Here is a 20569-nt window from a genome sequence, read left to right on the forward strand (position 1 = left end):
GAAACGGTGAAGTGGTAAGATAACTTCACCGTTTATTTTTTTAGGAGATTGTTCCAGAAAGAGTAAAACAATATATCTAAGGAGGAAGTTGGATGAAAAAGATAGATTCAATTGAACAATTTGATCAGCTTGTCGATTCTGCTGAAACGTTTTTTATGTTGAAGCACAGTACGACTTGCCCAATCAGTGCCGCAGGATATGATGAATTTGCAAAGTTTGAAAACAATGGAAACGATCATTTATATTATCTAACGGTCCAAGATTCACGTGACCTTTCCAATCATATTGCTGAGAAATTCCATGTTAAGCATGAGTCTCCGCAGGCTATTTTATTTGCGAATTCCGATGTTGTATGGCATGCTTCCCATTTTAAAATCACCGCGAAATCATTGGCGGCAGCTAAAGAAGAAAATGTAAAGTAAAAAAACATCCATGTGGATGTTTTTTTACTTTAGGCCTATAGGGCTTTCAAAGGTTATATTCAACTCATCTCCCGGTGCCAGGCGGTCGTCAAACGCGGCTTTTTCCCCATTTTTTAGTAAGGAGAATCCTCGGCTGTCCTTTGGGATGTCAAACTGAACAAAGTTGAATACATCCTGGAAGATGAAGTGCTGAGTATCCTTCTGTTCAGTGGAAAGCTCATCCCCGCTATGGATGCGGTCGTCCATTCCCAGTTTAATGCCCTCTCGGGTGAATTGGATTAGTTCCTGCTGCAGATGGATCTGCTGGCCGTTGAAAAAAATCGGCATGGATTCAGCGGCAGGTACCTCAAGTGTTTTTACTAGACTTCTAAGTGAAGGTTCCATTCCTTTTTCAATACGGATATCGTCGAGATGGTCTATTCTAGTTTGTAGATTTGCTGCCAGCCCGTTTATATACATTTTGCCCATGAAATCTGTAACCTTATGTTCCATTCCATCGATCTTGATAAAAAATGGGCGAGCATCGCTTAACATTTCTGCGAGATTCAGTTCCTTCAGAACGCTTTCGGTTGTATCCGGCATTTCAAAAATGATCTCATCCCTATCCTCAACTGGCTTAGACAAAGAAGCAGGAAGGCTATTGCAGGTCATCTTCGCGCTGACTTCATGCCTTTGGCCATTGATGATCACCGTTTTGGTTGGAAGTTCGCCGATCAACTCGCCAAGAGTCAATTCTGGTCTGACTCCATCCTCTCCCTTTTGGACAGTGAGTTGATCTCCTCCATTCACATGATCATCGAATGAGCAGGCGATCCCATTTTTTAAAAGCACAGGCTGTTGTCCATGCTTTCCTGGTATCGTCACATTTTTTCCGTTCAGGCTGACAATCATGGCGAGTCCTGGCCTGCCGTAAAGCTTGTTCATCTTTATCCCGGCAGCAAGCAGACAGTCTCCCACAGTCAATTTGTTCACTTCGAAAAGCCTTACCGGCTGGCCATTCACATAAACAGTATGATATTGGACAGGAGATTGCTTGGCGGCGATGGCAATTCCGATTGGTGTAACAAGTTCCGGCCCTTTCGTCATATGTTCTGCAAATGAAACCGAGTTAATGGCATCAAGCCCACGGATGGCGACCCTGTTTTCCGGGAGGTTCAATATAGCGGCAAGCCTCCTGGGTAAATCAGGCGTCTGGCTTCCACCGCCCACAAGCATGACTGCTTTAGGCGGCTTATTGCCATTCAGCTTCAGTATTTCTTCTCCAATGGTTCCTGCCAAACGATCAATCGCAGGGGCAATTCGTTCAACGGCTTCATTTTTGCTGACCATTGTTTCAAATCCTAATATGTCTGTGATCGTGATTGATTGGTTTTCTAGCAGATCCCGCTTTGCTTTTTCAGCAAGAGGGAAGTCAAGCAAAAACTCATCACTGACAGCTTCAGTGATTTCATCTCCTGCAACTGGAACCATTCCATATGCAACGACTGTTCCAGAGTCAGTAATCGCGATATCTGAAGTCCCGGCGCCTATATCAACAAGAGCGACATTCAATCTCCTCATCGAGGCAGGGATCAGAACATTGATCGCAGCAATCGGCTCCAGAGTAAGGGCGTCCATTTCAAGTCCGGCTCTGTCCAGAGCAGCCAGCAATGATTCAACGACTACTTTAGGCAGGAAGGTCGCAATGATTTCCACAGAGGCTTCATTTCCTCGCTGGTCAATCAGGCTTCCGATCACTTCTCCATCAAGCTGGTAATAAAGAACCGAGTATCCGACACAATAATAGTGATGCTCATTGTTTTTTTCACCAGCAACAGCAGCCTGTGCCTTTTGGACAGCACTTAATTCTAGGTGGAGGATATCTTGCTTGGAGAACATCGGCTTGCCGGAAATATCGATGACCGCTTTTGTCTGTTCTGTTTTCAGGGCACGGCCAGCAGCAGCGACACAGACCTTATTCAAGGGACCATGTGTCACTTCCAGCGCCTCTTTAATTTCAGCGATGATTTCGGATACTGACAAAACATCATGGATCTGGCCATCCAGCATCGATCTTTCCTTATGTTCCCGGACCACGATGTCGACTGCTTGATAGCGATCATCAGATTCTTCCAGGATGATCCCTACAACAGACCTGGTTCCTATATCTAATGCAAACAATTTATTATTCACATGCACTTCATGCACCCTCTAACTTAATTTCTCATACGATGCTTTATCACTTAAAAGCGTTTAATTATTAAAGAATTTTACGTGACAATCCAAATTATTTCAGATATAATTACCCTTATCATATTATACAGCTTGATTTATCACTCTGTAACTGCATTTCATCTCGGGCATCCATTCTTACTATCGGCTTTGGTATGACATTGCTTTAGGCTGGAGCCAAAGAAAGCTATTTTTAAAAATCGTGATGGAAAAAATCAGCTTACACACAATACTGCATGCCGTTACAGTCTTTTGCTTCGCACCTCTTTATTTGAAAAGTCTCAGTGTCAGGGCTAAAATGAATTCCGAAAGGACGGGACAGAAAATGAGTAAAAATCTTGACCAGCTTAGAAATCGTGTGGATGAATTAAATTTAGAGCTTTTATCATTAATTAATGAAAGAGCCCTGCTCGTCCAGGAAATTGGCCGTGCAAAAGAAACTCAGGGTGTGTATCGTTATGACCCTGTGCGTGAGAGGGAAATGCTTGATTTGATCAAGGAACAAAACAACGGCCCATTTGAAAATTCGACAATCGAACATATTTTCAAAGAAATTTTCAAAGCTGGACTGGAGCTTCAATCGGATGATCACCGAAAAGCACTTCTTGTTTCCAGAAAGAAAAAGCCTGATGATACAATCATTGATATCAAAGGTCTCAAAATCGGCGATGGTACACCGGACTTTGTTTTCGGTCCTTGTTCAGTTGAGTCGTATGAACAAGTGGCAACTGTTGCTGAAGCCGTCAAAGCGAAGGGCTTTAAATTGTTGCGCGGCGGAGCCTTCAAGCCTCGTACTTCACCATATGACTTCCAGGGACTAGGTGTGGAAGGACTTAAAATTTTGAAGAGAGTTGCGGATGAGTATGATCTTGCTGTCATCAGCGAAATTGTCACTCCAGCTGATATCGAGATTGCTGTCGACTACCTTGATGTAATCCAGATTGGTGCCCGCAATATGCAGAACTTCGAGCTTTTGAAAGCGGCAGGAGCCGTGAATAAACCGATTTTACTAAAACGTGGACTTGCCGCTACAATTGAAGAATTTATCAATGCGGCTGAATATATCATGGCACAGGGCAATGGACAGATCATCCTGTGTGAACGCGGAATCCGGACATACGAAAGAGCTACACGGAACACACTTGATATTTCTGCAGTGCCAATTTTGAAAAAGGAAACGCATCTGCCAGTCATGGTTGACGTTACCCACTCAACAGGCAGAAGAGACCTGCTCCTGCCGGCTGCTAAAGCCGCACTTGCCATTGGAGCAGATGGAGTCATGGCTGAAGTTCATCCAGATCCTGCAGTTGCATTATCCGATAATGCCCAGCAAATGGATCTGAAGCAGTTCGATGAATTTTTAGAAGGGTTAAAATCCACTCCCTTTGTAAGAGTATAGAGTTCTGAAACCTTCCTATTTGTAGGAGGGTTTTTTTATGGACGATTTCAGGGTAACTTATAGAAGAGGACAAAACTACAGGGGATAAGTAATTTAAACAGGCTTTTGTGATAAAAATGTATGAATTTAAGCTGTTCAGATTGCGGGATTGATAAGGATGTCGTATGATTAATAACATAATTATGCTTGTACATATAATCACAAACTTAAAATATGATTATTGTGGCAATTTTTGCTGTAAACTAACTGAAAAGCGCCGTTTATTACCTGAAGGAGTGAAATAGATGAATATTACAATATATGATGTAGCACGGGAAGCGAACGTTTCAATGGCAACGGTTTCACGTGTCGTCAACGGAAATCCGAATGTGAAGCCTGCTACAAGGAAGAAAGTCATGGAGGTCATTGACCGTCTTGGATACCGTCCGAATGCCGTAGCTAGGGGACTTGCCAGCAAAAAGACAACGACTGTCGGCGTGATCATCCCTGACATTGCGAGCCCATTTTTTGCTGAGCTGGCAAGGGGAATTGAAGATATCGCGACAATGTACAAATACAATATTATCTTGAGCAACTCTGACCAAAATATCGAAAAAGAACTGCATTTGCTGAATACCATGCTTGGCAAACAAGTTGATGGAATTGTATTCATGGGCGGAAATATCAAGGCCGAGCATGTGGAGGAATTCAAGAAATCCCCTGTACCAATCGTCCTGGCTGGATCAATCGAGGAAACAGGTGAAATCCCATCCGTCAATATTGATTACGAACAGGCAACTTTTGATGCTGTATCTACTTTTATCGAAAAAGGCCATAAAGATATTGCCTTCGTTATTGGACCTCAGCTCGAGCCAATCAACAAGGATAAAAAGCTCGAAGGCTATAAGCGCGCATTAAAAGATGCGGAAATCCAGTACAACGAAGAGCTTGTGGTCGAAGGAGATTACACATATGACTCAGGCCTCGAGGCTATTGAAAGAATCCTTGAGCTTGATTCTAAGCCAACAGCCATCCTTGTTGGCTCGGATGAAATGGCACTGGGCGTAATCCATGGTGCATTTGACGCAGGCTACAGCGTTCCTGATGATTTTGAAGTAATCAGTTCAGACAACACAAGACTTACGCTTATGGTTCGTCCGCAGCTTACAACAATTGTCCAGCCTTTATACGATATCGGAGCAGTTGCCATGCGTTTGTTGACGAAATATATGAACAAAGAAAACGTTGAAGAGAATATCGTCGTACTGCCGCACAGAATCGAGAACAGAAAATCTACGAAGTAATTCAGGAGCCGTTTGCAGTTGATGCAAGCGGCTTTTTTTATAGAGAATGAAGACTGGTAATGCTATTAAGACTAAAATTAAAAAATAAATGGTAAAATCATTAATTTGAAGGAAGAAATTGACCTCTTTATCCATACAACATTTTTGCCCTTTTGAAAAAAACACAAAAAAAACCGGGTCAAATACTCCCGGTTTCTAACTTACACAGTTTCAGATTTTTTATTTGATCTAATTGGATACAAGGCTTTCTCCACTGTATGGGCATTTTTTTCCGTGATTTCCGGTTTGCGCGGAATTGGCGGATATAAATCTTCAGGATCGTCCCACTGCAGTGGCAATTCCACAGGTGCTTGATCCTTCCATTCGTCTAACCATTCCTGCGGCAAGCTGCCATAACAGTTTGAGTTTTCAATCATTTCAAGCCAGATCAGTGACCAGGCTCTTGGCACTACACGCCAAATATCGTAGCCGCCTCCGCCTACGGCTATCCATTTGCCGCCGCAATATTTATGGGCAACTTCATGGGCAAGCTTGGGGATTTCCCGGTAGATTTTCATCGTACTTGATAAATGCGTCAATGGATCGAGATAATGTGCATCTGCGCCATTCTGAGTCAGAATCACGTCAGGTTTGAAAAACTCAGCCACTTCCATCAGTGCATGTCTATAGGCATCGAGCCATGACTCATCCTCTGTGAAGGCATCGACAGGGATATTGAATGAATATCCATAGCCTTTGCCCTGGCCGCGCTCATTCACATTGCCAGTCCCCGGAAAAAGGTAGCGTCCCGTTTCATGGATCGATAGAGTGCAGACATTCGGATCATCGTAAAATGACCATTGTACACCATCGCCGTGATGGGCATCTGTGTCGACATATAATACGCGGGCATTGTATTTTTCCTGCAGGTATTTTATGGCCACAGAACTGTCATTATAAATACAAAAGCCCGATGCTTTTCCGCGGAAGCCGTGATGGAGGCCGCCGCCGAGATGAAGTGCGTGATTGGCCTTGCCGGTCATGACATAGTCTACGGCTGTCAGGGTGCCCCCGACAAGCAGTGCGCTTGCTTCATGCATATTAGCGAAAATAGGTGTGTCTTCCGTTCCCAATCCATAGCCTTCCGCTGATTCACCCTTAAGCTTTCCCTGGCCAGCAAGCTTAACAGCGTTTACAAAATTGGGATCATGAACGAGGTGCAGTTCCTCATCCGTTGCCATCCGAGGCGCGACAATCTGTTGATCTTCAATTGCACCAATCTTGCGCAGCAAATCCAGCGTAAGCTTCAACCGCATCTGGTTGAAGGGATGGTGGCTGCTGAAGCGATAGTTCAGCAGCTCTTCTGAAAAGACGAATACAGAGCGATCGCTCATGATGAGACACCCGGCAGGTTCGGCCAGAGTACATGATGACCGGCTTTCTTCAAGTCCTCGATCACCGCGATTGGATTCATCGTCTGGATCCTTACAACGAGGATTTTGTAACGCTCATCCTTTTGGTCAGGGTATACAAGCACGCTTTGGATATTGGCTTTCCTCATGCTGATGACAGAAGCGATTTCACAAAGCATGCCCGCTTTATTTGGCACCTTAACTTCTATTTGAGATCCCGGCTGATGGGCACCAGTAAGCTCAACAAGAGTATGGAGCAGGTCTGTTTCAGTAACGATGCCTACCAGCTTCTTATCCTTGATGATTGGCAGGCAGCTGATATTATGTTCATAAAAGATTGCCGAAATTTCCTCGACAAAATCGAGAGGGTGACCAGTGATCACATTAGTCGTCATAATGGACTTGACTGGATTCTCAAGTTCACCCTTATGTTCATCCCAATGAAAAACCGACGGAGCGGCATCCTTGATATCCCGGTCAGACACCAGGCCAATGACACCTTGATCCTTATCGACAATCGGAATATGGCGGATCTTTTTATCTGACATTAGCTTGATTGCATCCGCGATTGTATTTTCAGGGAAAAGTGTTGTGACCTCTCTTTTCATAATTTCCTCGACGATCATGATTCCTTCCTCCTTGCATGATGAGGCTTTTATTAATCATCAATACATAAAACGGTTCATGAACCGCAGCTGGTCGAATTTCTGAACGGATTCAGGCGGAATTCTTTTTCCAATCCGTGCCATCAGACAGTTTGCTGGATGGGAGCTGATTTCCGGATCATCTGTCGCGTACCAGGTTAGGCCGCCGGCATTCATCATTTTTTCCATTACCTTGCGATATTCCCAAACATTCAAGCCGGTTCCTTTCAGGTCCCAATGCCAGTAGTATTCAGTCGTGATAATGATATAATCTTCCATTGCGTCATCCATCATGGAAACGATCAGCAGGTTTTTGCCGACCGAGCTCCCCCGGAATTCAGGAATGACTTCGATAGCACCAAGTTCGATTAAATCTTCCATTTTTCCTTCAGACCATCTTTCAAGCGGGTCTGGGTACAGATAAGTAACATAGCCGACAATCATATGGCCTGAACGCGCTACAATGATCCTGCCCTCCGGCAGACCGGCAATCTCTACCAGCGCCTTGTGCTGTTGAGCAGGAGGCCGGAAAGCCACCAGATCTTTGTGGAATTCATAGCTTGCGAGTTTTTCAGGAGAAATCGGGCCTTCAATGATCAAACGGCCATGGGGAGTTTTTAATTCTTTTGCGTTATAAGTCTTTTTATGTTCCATTCAGTCACCACCCGTCAACATTTCAAACGATAACTCTATTATACATAAAATCTAACAAATAAAAGCGCTTTCACAAAATTTTCTGTATTTAGTTTATGACTTTTCAGTGTGGAAAAGCAAACCAAAAGTAGTCTTTTATCTACTATAAATATTTTAAAAATTGAGAAAATCGAATTTTTATACTATAATATATTTTAAATATAAAGCCAAGGGGGATGGATATATGAAAGTGGAAGCGCTACCAGTTACACAAGGGGATCATAATTTAAAGAATTATCAAGAGCTTCATGGCCAATTTGATTGGAGTGAAGCAGAGAAAGAGTTTTCCTGGTCTGAGACAGGCAGGGTCAATATGGCTTATGAAGCGATCGACCGACATGCTGAAGGATTCAGGAAAAATAAAGTTGCGCTTTATTATCAGGACGGGGTACGCAAAGAAAAATATACTTTTAAAGAAATGAAGGAGCTTTCCAATAAAGCAGGAAATGTCTTCAAAACTTATGGTGATGTAGAAAAAGGAGACCGCGTGTTTATCTTCATGCCTCGTTCTCCAGAACTGTATTTTGCAGTTCTCGGGGCAGTCAAGCTAGGCGCGATAGTTGGCCCTCTTTTCGAAGCATTCATGGAAGGTGCTGTACGTGACAGATTGCAGGACAGCGGGGCAAAGGTACTAGTAACGACGCCTGAGCTTCTTGAGCGTGTTCCTGTGGATGAGCTTCCTGACTTGAAGCATATTCTTCTTGTTGGTGACAATATTGAAGAAAACGATAAGTATGTTGATTTTAAGCAAAAGCTAGCTGAAGCCAGCAAAAAGCTTGATATCGAGTGGGTTGACCGTACAGACGGCCTGATCTTACATTATACTTCCGGCTCCACTGGAAAACCTAAGGGCGTACTTCATGTACATAATGCGATGATCCAGCATTATCAAACGGCCAAATGGGTACTTGACCTTAAAGAAGATGATGTTTACTGGTGCACCGCGGATCCTGGCTGGGTAACAGGAACATCATATGGAATTTTTGGTCCATGGCTTGCGGGAACATCCAATGTCATCATTGGCGGACGTTTCAATCCAGAGACATGGTATAAGATGATCGAAGAGTACGGAGTGACGGTTTGGTACAGTGCTCCAACAGCTTTCAGAATGCTGATGGGTGCAGGGGATGAGGTAGTGAAGAAGTTCGACCTTAGCTGTCTTCGCCATATCCTGAGTGTCGGCGAACCATTGAACCCAGAGGTAGTAAGATGGGGAATGAAGGTGTTCAACCTGCGTATCCATGATACTTGGTGGATGACAGAGACTGGAGCACAATTAATCTGTAACTATCCAAGCATGGAAATCAAGCCTGGATCAATGGGGAAACCAATCCCGGGCGTAAATGCTGCCATCGTCGATGATCAGGGCAATGAATTACCGCCATACAGAATGGGCAATTTGGCGATCAAAAAGGGCTGGCCATCGATGATGCATACAATCTGGAACAACCCGCAGAAGTATGAGTCTTACTTCATGCCTGGTGACTGGTACGTTTCCGGTGACTCAGCGTATATGGATGAAGATGGCTACTTCTGGTTCCAGGGGCGAATTGATGATGTCATCATGACTTCTGGTGAGCGTGTCGGACCATTTGAAGTTGAAAGCAAGCTTGTTGAACACCCTGCAGTAGCTGAAGCTGGTGTCATTGGCAAGCCGGACCCGGTCCGTGGTGAAATTATCAAGGCGTTCATCGCATTGCGTGACGGTTATGAGCAGTCGGATGAATTGATCGAAGAGATTCGCCAATTCGTTAAAAAAGGCCTTGCTGCACATGCTGCTCCACGCGAAATTGAATTCCGTGATAAGCTGCCTAAGACACGAAGCGGTAAGATTATGCGCCGTGTATTGAAGGCATGGGAATTGGATCTCCCTACTGGCGATCTGTCTACAATGGAAGATTAATAAAAGGTGGAGAAGAGCGTGAAACCGAGTTTCACGCTCTTTTTATGCCTGAAAAAGAAGAACACCGCTCCAATTTGGATGCGGTGTTTCTTTACTTATAGGCTAATTTCCATCGCCATTCCCATCTCCGTCTCCTTCTCCATCTCCGTTCCCATCTCCATCTCCATCTCCGTTCCCATCTCCATCTCCATCTCCAGGTGGTGGCGGCGGTGGCTTAGGAGGATCCTTTGGTTTAGGGTCAGTTGGCGGCGGGTCTTTCGGTTTAGGATCGGCCGGAGGATCCTTAGGCTCTGGCTTCTGCCCGATTTCAATGATATTGGATGGTGCTGATTCTTTTCCGGCAATATCGACTGCCGTAACATAGAATGATCCGTCACCTGCATTGAAGCTCAGGGCTTCTCCTGCCTTGATGCTGCCGACTTTTTTCTTGTTGTTATAGATTCTGTATCCGACAATATCATTTTCTGGGTGCTTGCCCCATGTAATAGTCTTGCCGGAAAGCTTGATTCCCAATGCTCCAGGAGTCTTGCCATTCTCACTCAGCTTATCGTCCGCAACAAGAATTTTGTTCCATGCATCCTTTTTAGGAATGAGTTGCTGCGGATCTCTTATTTTATGGCCGATGATGCTTTCCATATATTCTGGATTCAATATTACTCCAGTATCAGTGAATTCAGCCGGAGTTGAATCAAGTGCTATATAGCGCTTATCGCCGACAGTGACAAATTTGTTTTCAACGAGACTGTCGTCCACTTTAGTTGGTGCATATTTCGCTATGAAGTAATCTGATTCAACAAGTCCTGCTTTGGAGCAAGCACTTGAAGGGAGCAATCCGGATACTGCACAGTAAGATCTCTTGACGATTCCGCCAGGCATCTTGAATCGTTCTTCAGGATCGACTAGCTGTGGAGCAACGTCATAAGCGTCGTTCATCAGGTCTGCCCAGATGTATTGAGTACGGACTCCATAACTCAGTCCTTTGTAACTTCTTTGAAGGGCTTTTGGCGTATCGTATCCAAGCCACACACCGAAAGACACATTCGGGTTGGTTGCCACAAACCATGAATCGATATACTCATGACCAGTCCCTGTTTTGCCGGCCCAGTCAGAACCGAACTTCAGCCTGCCTTTTACAGCAGTCGCAGTACCTCGGTTAATAACATCACGCATCATATCAATCGTTAAGTAAGAGGTCTGTGGACTGAACACATCTACCGGTTCAGATTTATGCTGGAATACGATCTCACCATTTTTGTCGACGATCTTCTCGATCATGTAAGCATCGATGAATTTCCCGCCATTAGCGAATGTACCAAATGCGTTGGTGTTTTCTTCGACTGTAACACCGCCGCGCAATGAACCGATAGCGGTAGCCTTGTTGGTATAATCATCAGGTTGCAAATTCGAAAATCCCATTTTATCAAGGAAGTTAGCCGGACGTTGGTTCAATATATTTTTATACGCAAGAACTGCTGGTACGTTGTAGGATTTTGTCAGCGCATGTCTTGCTGTTGTCAAACCGCTGTATCTCATATCATAGTTATTAGGCCATGCCTTGTTAGGGCCATTTAAAAATACCTGTACGTCTGGAAGAATTGACCCTGGATGCAATGTCCCTAGCTCCATCGCTGGTGCATAAACAAGAAGCGGCTTCATCGTTGAGCCATTCTGTCTAGGAGCCCTTGTGGCATGGTTCGTCTGTTCACGCTTAAAGTTGCGGCCACCGACAAAGCTGATGATTTTACCAGATTTATTTTCAATCAAAGTGGCACCGATTTCAACTGGCTCCTGGATTACAACTGTTTTGTTTGGATCATCCGGATCAGGAACTTCCTGAGGTTTTTCACTTCCATAGTAAGGGTAATTCTTTGCAGTTTCCTGCATCTTTTCATAAATCTCTTTATTGATGGTCGTATAAATCTTATAACCATTCTGGCGGATGTCTCGGTCTGCAAGTGCATGATATTCTGCCAGTAATTTCTCATCTTTTTTCAAATCTTCGAGTTCATATCCATCTCTTTCTGCGAGAATATTAGCCAGAATTTCAACGGAACGTGCCTCGATTTCAAACGTCAAAAATGGATATTGCTCAACTGTGTTATCGCTTGGAACCTCTTTTACAAAGTCCTTTGTGATATCATAGTTGATGGCTTCCTTGAACTCATCATCCGTAATGAAGCCTGCTCCATGCATTCTTGTAATGACAGTTTTGTATCTTGATAGGCCAGGCTCTAGACCTGCAGGATCCTTCAACTTACCGTGGTCACTGCTAAACGGTGTATAGCCGAATGGACTCTGCGGAAGTCCGGCAATGAAAGCTGCCTGAGGCAGTGAAAGGTCCTTCGCATTTTTTCCGAAGATTCCCTTTGCTGCGGCCTGGACACCGGCAATGTTACTGCCGTTTGCGTTTCGACCGAATGTAGCGACATTCAGATAGGCTTCAAGGATTTCCTTTTTATCGAAAAATTTCTCGAGACGAAGTGCGAGCAGGATTTCTTTCGCTTTTCGCTCGAAGGAAACTTCATTCGTCAGGATTTGGTTCTTGATGAGCTGCTGTGTCAGTGTACTTCCCCCGGAGGATGTCGCTGAGTTTGTGACCTCCTGGAAAAGCGCACGCATGATTGCTTTTGGTACAACGCCATCATGCTCGTAAAAATACTCATCTTCAGTTGCGACTACAGCATTTACCAAATGCTTCGACATATCATCAAGCTTGACTTCCTCACGATAGAGATCCGTTCGGAGCTTGCCAAGATAAACATCATTATCAAAATATAAATCCGAGGTTTCTTCATAGTTGTATATATCTTTCCTCATGTTTTCATAAGGTCGGATTTGTTCATCTTTGACAAGGGATGCGAAGTAGCCTGCACCTGCACCTGCGGCGAAACCACCGCCGAGAACCAATACAATGATCAATAACAACAGCATGTTCCAGACAACCGAATAAGTAATCCTGGCTCCTTTTACGGTCTTTTTATTCGTAAAAAAAGCACCAAAGGATTTAAGCTTCTCTTTCCAAGCCTGTTTTCCTTCATGCATTCATATCATTCCCCCTAAAATCACATACATTATAGCATAAACAGGCTGTCGAATAGATGTTAATGTGAATTTTTCTGAAAATTAATGTCGAATTTGACAATATATATCGCTTTATGGTAAAAATGCTTTATTAACTTTATAGCAAAAAGCTGTGAAGGGAACCAGTAGTGCTTCTGTCAATGTTTCAGAAAGCCGGCGGGTGCTGTGAGCCGGTACAAACAGAAGGATGAATTACCTCCCTGAGCGCCGCAGTGAATTGAGTATATAGTAGCCGCGGCCGGTTTAACCGTTATTTTATTGAGTGGAAGACATTTTTTTATTTTGTTTTCAAGCCGGGTGGTACCGCGCATACAGCGCCCCTGCATTTATTGCAGGGGCGTTTTTTATTTTTCGCAAAAATCCGGTTACGAAATATATTTTTGAATGGAGGAAGAAAATATGGAATTACTAAAAGACCTCGAATGGCGCGGGATTATTTACCAGCAAACAGATGAAGAGGGAATGAAGGACCTGCTTTCGAAGGAGAAAATTTCACTATACTGTGGTGTCGATCCGACAGCGGACAGCATGCATATTGGTCATCTTCTTCCGTTTTTAACATTGCGACGCTTCCAGAATGCAGGCCATCGTCCGATCGTCCTAGTCGGAGGCGCAACTGGATTGATTGGTGACCCAAGCGGAAAGAGTGAGGAACGCAAGCTGCAGACACTTGAGCAAGTTCAACTGAATGTAGACGGCATCAGGAAGCAGCTTGAGCAAATTTTCAGCGTTGAAGGCGAAAATGGAGCGATGATGGTCAACAACTACGATTGGGCCGGTTCCATGGATGTCGTTACATTCCTGCGTGACTTCGGTAAGCATGTTGGTGTGAATTACATGCTGGCCAAGGATACAATCGCTTCGAGGCTTGACACAGGTATTTCGTTCACAGAATTCACTTACACAATCCTGCAAGCGATGGATTTCTTCCATCTATACGAAAAGCACGACTGCAAGCTCCAGATTGGCGGAAGTGACCAGTGGGGCAATATTACAACAGGTCTCGAATTAATCCGTAAAATGTCAGCAGAAGGATCCAAGGCATTTGGCCTGACAATCCCGCTTGTGACGAAGGCAGATGGAACAAAATTCGGGAAGTCAGAAAGCGGCGCTGTATGGCTCGATCCGGAAAAGACCTCTCCATACGAGTTCTACCAGTTCTGGATCAACACAGCTGACGCCGATGTTGTGAAATACTTGAAATTCTTCACATTCTTAGAAAAAGCAGAAATCGAGGCTTTGGAAAAAGCAGTTGAGGAAGAGCCACATTTGCGCAAAGCACAAAAAGCACTCGCTGAAGAAATGACACGCATGATCCATGGCGAAGAATCCCTTCAGCAGGCAATCAGGATCTCAGCGGCCCTTTTCAGCGGCGATATCAAAAACCTGAGTGCTGATGAAATCAAACAAGGCTTCAAGGACGTTCCTTCTTTTACAGTTGAAGGGGAAGAGGAGCAAGGGTTAGTCGACTTATTGGTCGCAGCAAAAATCTCTCCATCCAAGCGCCAGGCACGTGAAGATGTATCAAACGGCGCTGTCTCCCTGAACGGAGAACGTGTAACCGATACTGCATATGTCCTAAGCGATGCAGATAAGATCGAAGGACAATTCACCATCATCCGCCGAGGCAAAAAGAAGTACTTTATGATTAAATACTAGAGATTGATGTGGGAAACAGCTTATATAGATGAAGAAACAGCCATCCTGGAACCCAGGTGGCTGTTTCTTTTATCAATTAGATACCTGATTTTAGCTTTATCGACCACATTTTCGAATATATCAGCGGATTTTTCAATATATCGACCACATTTTCGATTATATCGACCAAATTTAAAAGTAGAGGTCAGGAAATGATGAGCAAGAAAACAAACAAAAACCCCAGCCAAGTCGGCTGGGGTTCTTTAAGCACTCTATTAACGAGAGTAGAATTCAACGATAAGAGCTTCGTTGATTTCAGCTGGAAGTTCTGAACGCTCAGGCATGCGAGTGAAAGTTCCTTCTAGCTTGTCTGCATCGAAAGTCAAGAAGTCAGGTACGAAGTTGTTTACTTCGATTGCTTCTTTAACTACGTCAAGGTTGCGAGACTTTTCACGAAGTGTGATTGTCTGGCCAGGAGCTACGCGGTAAGATGGGATATCTACGCGTGCGCCATCAACCATGATGTGGCCGTGGTTTACTAACTGGCGAGCTGCACGACGAGTGCGAGCAAGACCAAGACGGTAAACAACGTTGTCAAGGCGTGCTTCAAGAAGAATCATGAAGTTTTCGCCGTGCTTACCAGGCATTTTGCCTGCTTTGTCGAACAAGTTACGGAACTGGCGCTCAGTAACTCCGTACATGTGGCGAAGCTTTTGCTTCTCTTGAAGTTGCAATCCGTATTCGGATAGCTTTTTACGCTGGTTAGGACCATGAGGACCTGGTGCGTAAGGGCGTTTTTCTAATTCTTTACCTGTACCGCTTAGTGAAATTCCAAGACGGCGGGATAGTTTCCAGCTTGGGCCGGTATAACGAGCCATGAATGACTCCTCCTTAGTTTTTATTTTGTAAAATAAAAACAGATTGTGATTAAACATTTATGGGTATTTTGTTTTCATGTACCTTCGCCCTAGCAGCAGCGGGTTACGAGATACACCATCAAACACGGTTTGAGGAACAAAATACATACATAATGTAGACCACATAGGCTGCGATATTTTACACAAAGAGTATTATATAATTTTTGTTCGTGAAAAGTCAAGGGTATATTAAAAAATCAATCCTATCTTATCTAGCTTTCTTTGCTAAAAAGTTTGTCTTTTATATCATACTAATATACTAGGTCTATGGTATAATGAATAGTAATTGTTTTATTTTTCAAATATTTGGATATTACCTTGCCACGTGATAGATCATGTTCGTTTATTCAGGCTGCTGCCTGTCAAAACAGCTACTTACAAATCGCTTTTAAGTGATTTTAAAACAGGTGATATATATGGAAGATTTATTAGAACGGGAAATAATATTGGAACTGAAAAGCAAATTTTTTGATTTGATCAGCACTGGCAGCTTCTCTTTTTCTTCCTCAGAGGTTCTCTCGAAAATGATGGCTATTTTAAAAGAACTTCTGAAAGCACATGAGGTCGACTTTTACAGCTGCCAGGAATGGAATCAAGGGATGTTCTTGGAGGCTACAACCCGTCTATCGGCTGATGACGGAGTTCCTCATTGCCTAGTGAATGAATTTGCAGCTGAACCGTATACCTTCATTAAATATCCGGAATCCATGCCCCAGCATGAATTGCTGCTGGTTTTGAAGGATAATGAAAAATTGAAGGGCTTGTTTGGCTTCCAAATGAACAGTGACAGCCTAAACCGATTGTCAGACCGCTTCCTCAATAAGCTATCATTTGAATGCAATGTGTTCATTGAGAAAGTGCGCAGCCTGGCGGAAACATTAGAGGAAGAAAAACGGTATAAGCAATTATTCAGGGTAACAAAGAAATTCCATTCAACCATGGATATGGATGCCGTGCTGGGTGAAATCATTTCAACCCTTAGGGACGTATATCCTTCCTTTACTTATTACCTGCTATTGTCCCATGACCATAAGGGGTACGGTGGATTACCGGTCAGAGACCTTGAATACGACAGCGATAACCTGACTGCTATGCAATCCTATGTAAGCGGACAGATTCAGTTCGAGGATTCTGTCATCGAAAAAAATTCTATCATGTACGCACCTTTAAAAGGAAAACAGGGTGTTTATGGTGTTTTGCAAGTCATTGCCCCTAACTCACAGGTTTTCCCGCAAAACGAAGTAGAGTTTATCAAGCTGCTCGCCAATACTGCTGGGAGTGCACTCGAAAATGCCAAGCTTTATGAGCAATCCAGGAAATTGATTGCCGATTTGCAGCTGATCAATGAAACTTCCCATCAGCTGAATACAAGTTTGCGGTTGACAGATACAATGAAATTTATCTGCGGACAAATCATTAAGTCCTTTAATGCTCAGGAAGTCGGATTCATTATGCTTGACGAAGAGCATGATGATTACTCGGTCCTCCAAGGAAGCACCAGCTTTTTCTTTTCAAAGGATGCGTCCAACTATATTTTGAGGGTCGCCAAAAGGGTCAGGCAGGATATGGAGCCACTGTTCCTCGGAGATATCTCAGTTGATCGGGAAGACTCTCCCCTGCACTTCCACTCGATCATGGGTGTGCCGATGATTCAAAGCGGAGAATTAAAAGGATTTGCGCTTGTCATGCATGAAGAGCCTTATCACTTTGCGTTTGATACATTCAAGCTGCTTCAGTCCCTTATCCATCATTCCACTCTGGCTTTCACAAATTCAATGCTTCGGGAAGAGCTGGAGAAAATGGTCGTGACCGATCATTTGACGAAGCTATATTCTCGTGGATATTTGGATGAAAAGATGAATCTATCCATGCTGGAAGATCAGCAGGGAACCTTTATATTAATTGATATTGATAATTTTAAAAGTGTCAATGATCAGTATGGCCATCAAATTGGAGACGAAGTACTCATTCAGCTGGCTCGACAGATTGTCAATAATATCCGCGGAACAGACATTGGTGCGAGATGGGGAGGAGAGGAGCTGGCGATTTACTTGCCAGGAGCCCCACTTGAGACCGGTGTGAGGATTGCGAATAGGCTGGTTGATAAAGTCGAGAAGAATACAAATCCGAATGTCACGGTTTCATGCGGTGTATCCACATGGATCAGGGGGCAGGAGGACACAACCAAGACTGTGTTCAAGAGGGCAGACCAGGCTTTATACGTTGCAAAAGGATCAGGTAAAAATAAAGTAGTCGTCCAGAATGAAGACAATTTAGACTTTAGTGGCACTCAGGAATGAGTGCTTTTTTCGTTTAGCAGACCACAGGACTTTTTGTCGAGGTGTGAGAGAAATTACTTTCAATAAAGGGGTAAATGTCATATCCTGATTATGGGGGTATTTTGTAAGCGTTTACAGAACTTATAGGAGGAATCATAATGGGAGAGAAAAGATTCGAAACAGAAGTAATCCATTCCGGATATAAATCGGACGAATTCAGGGGGAGTCTTGCACCTCCATTATTTCAAACTAGTACGTTCACTTTCGATACTGCTGAACAGGGTGAAAGGCGCTTCGCAGGAGAAGAGGAAGGATTCATCTATTCACGTCTGGGAAATCCTACAGTGGCGATGCTTGAAGAAAGGATGGCTACGATTGAAAAAGGGAAAAAAGCCCTTGCGTTCGCATCAGGGATGGCTGCTGTCTCTGCGATACTTGTAGCACTCACACGGACAGGCGACCATATTCTTTGTTCGCAGGGAGTGTATGGTTGTACATTCGGACTTCTGCAGCTCATGAAAGAAAAATATGAGATCAACCATGATTTTTCGATGATGTCGACGAGAGAAGAAGTATTGGCTGCCATTACCCCAGAGACAAGAGTCATCTATATCGAGACGCCGATTAACCCAACAATGAGACTTGTAGACCTCGAAATGGTAGCGGATGTAGCGAGGGAAAAAGGAATTCCGGTAGTTGTTGATAATACTTTCAGCTCACCTTATCTGCAGAATCCTCTTGAGCTTGGATGTGATTTCGTCATCCACAGCGCAACGAAGTATATTTGCGGACATGGTGATGTCATCGCAGGTTTAGCCGTCGGACCAAAGGAAATCATGCAAAAAATCGCCATGACGACCCAAAAGGACATTGGCGGCGTCATCTCTCCATTTGATGCATGGTTATTGCTTCGCGGCCTTAAAACATTGCCAGTAAGGATGGACCGCCATTGTGACAATGCTGAAAAATTGGCAGAGTATCTTTCTGGCCATCCAGCGGTTGAAGAAGTCATTTTCCCTGGCGATCCCAAGCACCCTGATTATGCCATCGCGAAAAAGCAAATGCGCAAGCCGGGCGGTCTTATTTCCTTCAATATCAAGGGAGGCCAAAAGGAAGCGCAGGCCTTCATCAACAAGCTGAAACTGATTAAAATTGCGGTTAGCCTTGGGGATGCAGAAACATTGATCCAGCACCCGGCGACCATGACTCATGCAGTAGTGCCGCAAGAAGCAAGAGAAAAAATGGGGATTAAAGACAATATGCTCAGGCTTTCAGTCGGATTGGAAGCATGGCAGGATATCAGGGATGATCTGGAGGCAGCATTCGAGGCTGTCAGGAAAGAAAGCACCTTGGAATCAGGAACGATTTAATATCTTAACAAAACCCTCCCGGAAGATGGGAGGGTTTCTATATGTTATATGCAAAGAACTAGTTTATATACTGTAAGAGCACTTCAACGAATTCCTCGAGTTTTTGCTGATCCAGCTCATCAAAGCGGTTCTTTTCCGGTGAATCAATATCAAGGACGCCGATGACTTGCCCGTCTTTCATCATTGGAACGACGATTTCGGATTGTGAAGCGGCATCACATGCGATGTGCCCAGGGAAGGCATGGACATCTTCAATTCTCAATGTTTCCTGTTTCGAAGCAGCTGTCCCGCAAACTCCTCTGCCGAGCGGGATTCTTACACAGGCTGGAAGGCCCTGGAATGGTCCTAGGACAAGCTCTCCATCCTCCATCAGATAAAAGCCGACCCAGTTAACACGATCGAGAAATTGGTTCAATAAAGCCGAAGCGTTGCTGAAATTCGCAATCGCATTTTTTTCATCCTCTAGCAGAGCTTTAAGCTGCTTGATCAATAAATCGTAATTTTTTTCACGGCTGTCACTGTATGTTTCGACTTTAAACACAGTTTTTCCCCCTCATTCATGAAGTTTTAATCTACATTGTATCAAAAATCGGCGAAACAATGGAGACTTTGTCGAGCTTTTTATAAAGGAAATTTAAATCATTTCCAGAAAGGTAAACAGTAAGGTTAATTGCGGAAAGTGAGGGGCGGAGCAATGAGAAAAAATTCAAAAGCTGCAATTATTGATGCGGCCATCTACTTATTCAATACAAAGGGGTTCAATGGGACATCAGTAAGGGATATTGCAGCAAAGGCAGACGTGAATGCAGCGAATATCTCATATTACTTCCGAAATAAGAATGGACTCCTCGAAAAATGTTTCACCGTTTTTTTCGAAAGCTATCTTGAAGAATTGGAAAAAGGGTTTTCACTGCTGGAATGCGGTGCGGAGTTATCCCTGAATGCAATGGCAGACAATGTTTTGAGATACCAATGCCAGAACACCCAATTGACAAGGTTCATATTAAGGGAGATGACGATTGATTCCCAGATTGTCAGGGAAATTATGTCCACCTACCACGTTAAAGAACGCTATATGTTTAAAAAAGTGCTTGAAATAGGGATGGAGAACGGAGAATTCAAGAAGCATTCCATCCAGTTCAGCATTTTACAGTTAAAAGGGCTGCTGTCGATGCCGTTCTTGAACACCCATTATGTGACAGAGGTTCTGCACGTGCAGCCACATGAAAAATACTTTGCTGATAAGTATAGCCATGAGGTCTCCCAATGGATCAAGGGAACCCTTTGTACAGGGCATCAAGTTCAGGGGAAAATGCTGATCAACATATAGGAAACCGG

Annotated in this window: 15 protein-coding genes and 1 other annotated feature; of the genes, 8 read left to right on the forward strand and 7 right to left on the reverse strand. The window is 43.9% G+C overall.

Annotated elements, in window-relative coordinates; translation table 11 throughout:
* Positions 1 to 92: 92 nt before the first annotated feature.
* Positions 93 to 422, forward strand: a complete 330-nt coding sequence (gene ytxJ / locus AB5I83_RS19545; protein ID WP_448977800.1) for a bacillithiol system redox-active protein YtxJ — start codon at positions 93 to 95, stop codon at positions 420 to 422.
* A 24-nt stretch (positions 423 to 446) separates the two neighbouring features.
* Here the strand turns inward: ytxJ and AB5I83_RS19550 are convergent, their stop codons facing one another.
* Positions 447 to 2600 (reverse strand): cell division FtsA domain-containing protein, encoded by a 2154-nt coding sequence (locus AB5I83_RS19550; protein WP_448977802.1) that lies wholly within the window; start codon positions 2598 to 2600, stop codon positions 447 to 449.
* Positions 2601 to 2958: 358 nt separating this feature from the next.
* Between AB5I83_RS19550 and AB5I83_RS19555 the strand changes: the two genes are divergently transcribed.
* Together AB5I83_RS19555 and ccpA are read left to right on the forward strand one after the other, a co-directional pair.
* The gene (locus AB5I83_RS19555; protein ID WP_448977803.1) at positions 2959 to 4032 is read left to right on the forward strand and encodes a bifunctional 3-deoxy-7-phosphoheptulonate synthase/chorismate mutase; all 1074 of its coding nucleotides are present in this window, start codon (positions 2959 to 2961) and stop codon (positions 4030 to 4032) included.
* Between the two features lie 284 nt (positions 4033 to 4316).
* The gene (ccpA, locus tag AB5I83_RS19560; RefSeq protein ID WP_448977805.1) at positions 4317 to 5315 is read left to right on the forward strand and encodes a catabolite control protein A; all 999 of its coding nucleotides are present in this window, start codon (positions 4317 to 4319) and stop codon (positions 5313 to 5315) included.
* A 200-nt stretch (positions 5316 to 5515) separates the two neighbouring features.
* Here the strand turns inward: ccpA and AB5I83_RS19565 are convergent, their stop codons facing one another.
* The 3 genes from AB5I83_RS19565 to AB5I83_RS19575 are packed head-to-tail and all read right to left on the reverse strand — an operon-like array spanning position 5516 to position 8004.
* Positions 5516 to 6688 carry an acetoin utilization protein AcuC gene (locus tag AB5I83_RS19565; protein ID WP_448977807.1) on the reverse strand — a complete coding sequence of 391 codons (1173 nt, stop codon included), beginning with the start codon at positions 6686 to 6688 and terminating at the stop codon, positions 5516 to 5518.
* A complete protein-coding gene (locus AB5I83_RS19570) occupies positions 6685 to 7332 on the reverse strand; it encodes an acetoin utilization AcuB family protein (protein ID WP_226646362.1) in 648 nt (215 codons plus the stop codon). The genes AB5I83_RS19565 and AB5I83_RS19570 overlap by 4 nt, the downstream gene beginning before the upstream one ends.
* A 39-nt stretch (positions 7333 to 7371) precedes the next feature.
* On the reverse strand, positions 7372 to 8004 hold the full coding sequence (locus AB5I83_RS19575; protein ID WP_167834616.1) for a GNAT family N-acetyltransferase: 633 nt from the start codon (positions 8002 to 8004) through the stop codon (positions 7372 to 7374).
* 223 nt (positions 8005 to 8227) lie between these two features.
* On the opposite strand from AB5I83_RS19575, the gene acsA reads away from it, so the two are divergent.
* Positions 8228 to 9946 carry an acetate--CoA ligase gene (gene acsA, locus AB5I83_RS19580; RefSeq protein ID WP_448977809.1) on the forward strand — a complete coding sequence of 573 codons (1719 nt, stop codon included), beginning with the start codon at positions 8228 to 8230 and terminating at the stop codon, positions 9944 to 9946.
* 102 nt (positions 9947 to 10048) lie between these two features.
* Here acsA and AB5I83_RS19585 read toward each other — a convergent pair whose 3' ends face one another.
* Positions 10049 to 12988: a transglycosylase domain-containing protein gene (locus AB5I83_RS19585; RefSeq protein ID WP_448977811.1), complete on the reverse strand. Its 2940-nt coding sequence runs from the start codon at positions 12986 to 12988 to the stop codon at positions 10049 to 10051.
* 142 nt (positions 12989 to 13130) lie between these two features.
* Positions 13131 to 13352, forward strand: a binding site (T-box leader).
* A gap of 74 nt (positions 13353 to 13426) precedes the next feature.
* Between AB5I83_RS19585 and tyrS the strand changes: the two genes are divergently transcribed.
* Positions 13427 to 14686: a tyrosine--tRNA ligase gene (tyrS, locus tag AB5I83_RS19590; protein WP_448977813.1), complete on the forward strand. Its 1260-nt coding sequence runs from the start codon at positions 13427 to 13429 to the stop codon at positions 14684 to 14686.
* Positions 14687 to 14940: 254 nt separating this feature from the next.
* On the opposite strand, the gene rpsD is transcribed toward tyrS, so the two are convergent.
* Complete coding sequence (gene rpsD / locus AB5I83_RS19595) at positions 14941 to 15543, reverse strand: 30S ribosomal protein S4 (RefSeq protein ID WP_079510073.1); 603 nt, start codon at positions 15541 to 15543, stop codon at positions 14941 to 14943.
* A 455-nt stretch (positions 15544 to 15998) separates the two neighbouring features.
* On the opposite strand from rpsD, the gene AB5I83_RS19600 reads away from it, so the two are divergent.
* Complete coding sequence (locus AB5I83_RS19600) at positions 15999 to 17882, forward strand: diguanylate cyclase (RefSeq protein ID WP_448977815.1); 1884 nt, start codon at positions 15999 to 16001, stop codon at positions 17880 to 17882.
* 137 nt (positions 17883 to 18019) lie between these two features.
* Complete coding sequence (gene megL, locus AB5I83_RS19605) at positions 18020 to 19231, forward strand: methionine gamma-lyase (RefSeq protein WP_448977817.1); 1212 nt, start codon at positions 18020 to 18022, stop codon at positions 19229 to 19231.
* 58 nt (positions 19232 to 19289) lie between these two features.
* On the opposite strand, the gene AB5I83_RS19610 is transcribed toward megL, so the two are convergent.
* Positions 19290 to 19772 carry a GAF domain-containing protein gene (locus AB5I83_RS19610; RefSeq protein WP_226646381.1) on the reverse strand — a complete coding sequence of 161 codons (483 nt, stop codon included), beginning with the start codon at positions 19770 to 19772 and terminating at the stop codon, positions 19290 to 19292.
* 153 nt (positions 19773 to 19925) lie between these two features.
* Between AB5I83_RS19610 and refZ the strand changes: the two genes are divergently transcribed.
* Positions 19926 to 20561 carry a forespore capture DNA-binding protein RefZ gene (refZ, locus tag AB5I83_RS19615; protein WP_448977820.1) on the forward strand — a complete coding sequence of 212 codons (636 nt, stop codon included), beginning with the start codon at positions 19926 to 19928 and terminating at the stop codon, positions 20559 to 20561.
* Positions 20562 to 20569 lie beyond the last annotated feature (8 nt).

The organism is Mesobacillus sp. LC4, from assembly GCF_053543455.1.

Bases quoted from the DNA above. Each gene is read 5' to 3' on its own strand.
- ccpA (WP_448977805.1), top strand. From the start codon at position 4,317: ATGAATATTACAATATATGATGTAGCACGGGAAGCGAACGTTTCAATG.
- refZ (WP_448977820.1), top strand. From the start codon at position 19,926: ATGAGAAAAAATTCAAAAGCTGCAATTATTGATGCGGCCATCTACTTA.
- AB5I83_RS19585 (WP_448977811.1), bottom strand. From the start codon at position 12,988: ATGCATGAAGGAAAACAGGCTTGGAAAGAGAAGCTTAAATCCTTTGGT.
- megL (WP_448977817.1), top strand. From the start codon at position 18,020: ATGGGAGAGAAAAGATTCGAAACAGAAGTAATCCATTCCGGATATAAA.
- acsA (WP_448977809.1), top strand. From the start codon at position 8,228: ATGAAAGTGGAAGCGCTACCAGTTACACAAGGGGATCATAATTTAAAG.
- AB5I83_RS19600 (WP_448977815.1), top strand. From the start codon at position 15,999: ATGGAAGATTTATTAGAACGGGAAATAATATTGGAACTGAAAAGCAAA.
- ytxJ (WP_448977800.1), top strand. From the start codon at position 93: ATGAAAAAGATAGATTCAATTGAACAATTTGATCAGCTTGTCGATTCT.
- AB5I83_RS19565 (WP_448977807.1), bottom strand. From the start codon at position 6,688: ATGAGCGATCGCTCTGTATTCGTCTTTTCAGAAGAGCTGCTGAACTAT.
- AB5I83_RS19570 (WP_226646362.1), bottom strand. From the start codon at position 7,332: ATGATCGTCGAGGAAATTATGAAAAGAGAGGTCACAACACTTTTCCCT.
- AB5I83_RS19555 (WP_448977803.1), top strand. From the start codon at position 2,959: ATGAGTAAAAATCTTGACCAGCTTAGAAATCGTGTGGATGAATTAAAT.
- tyrS (WP_448977813.1), top strand. From the start codon at position 13,427: ATGGAATTACTAAAAGACCTCGAATGGCGCGGGATTATTTACCAGCAA.
- AB5I83_RS19575 (WP_167834616.1), bottom strand. From the start codon at position 8,004: ATGGAACATAAAAAGACTTATAACGCAAAAGAATTAAAAACTCCCCAT.
- rpsD (WP_079510073.1), bottom strand. From the start codon at position 15,543: ATGGCTCGTTATACCGGCCCAAGCTGGAAACTATCCCGCCGTCTTGGA.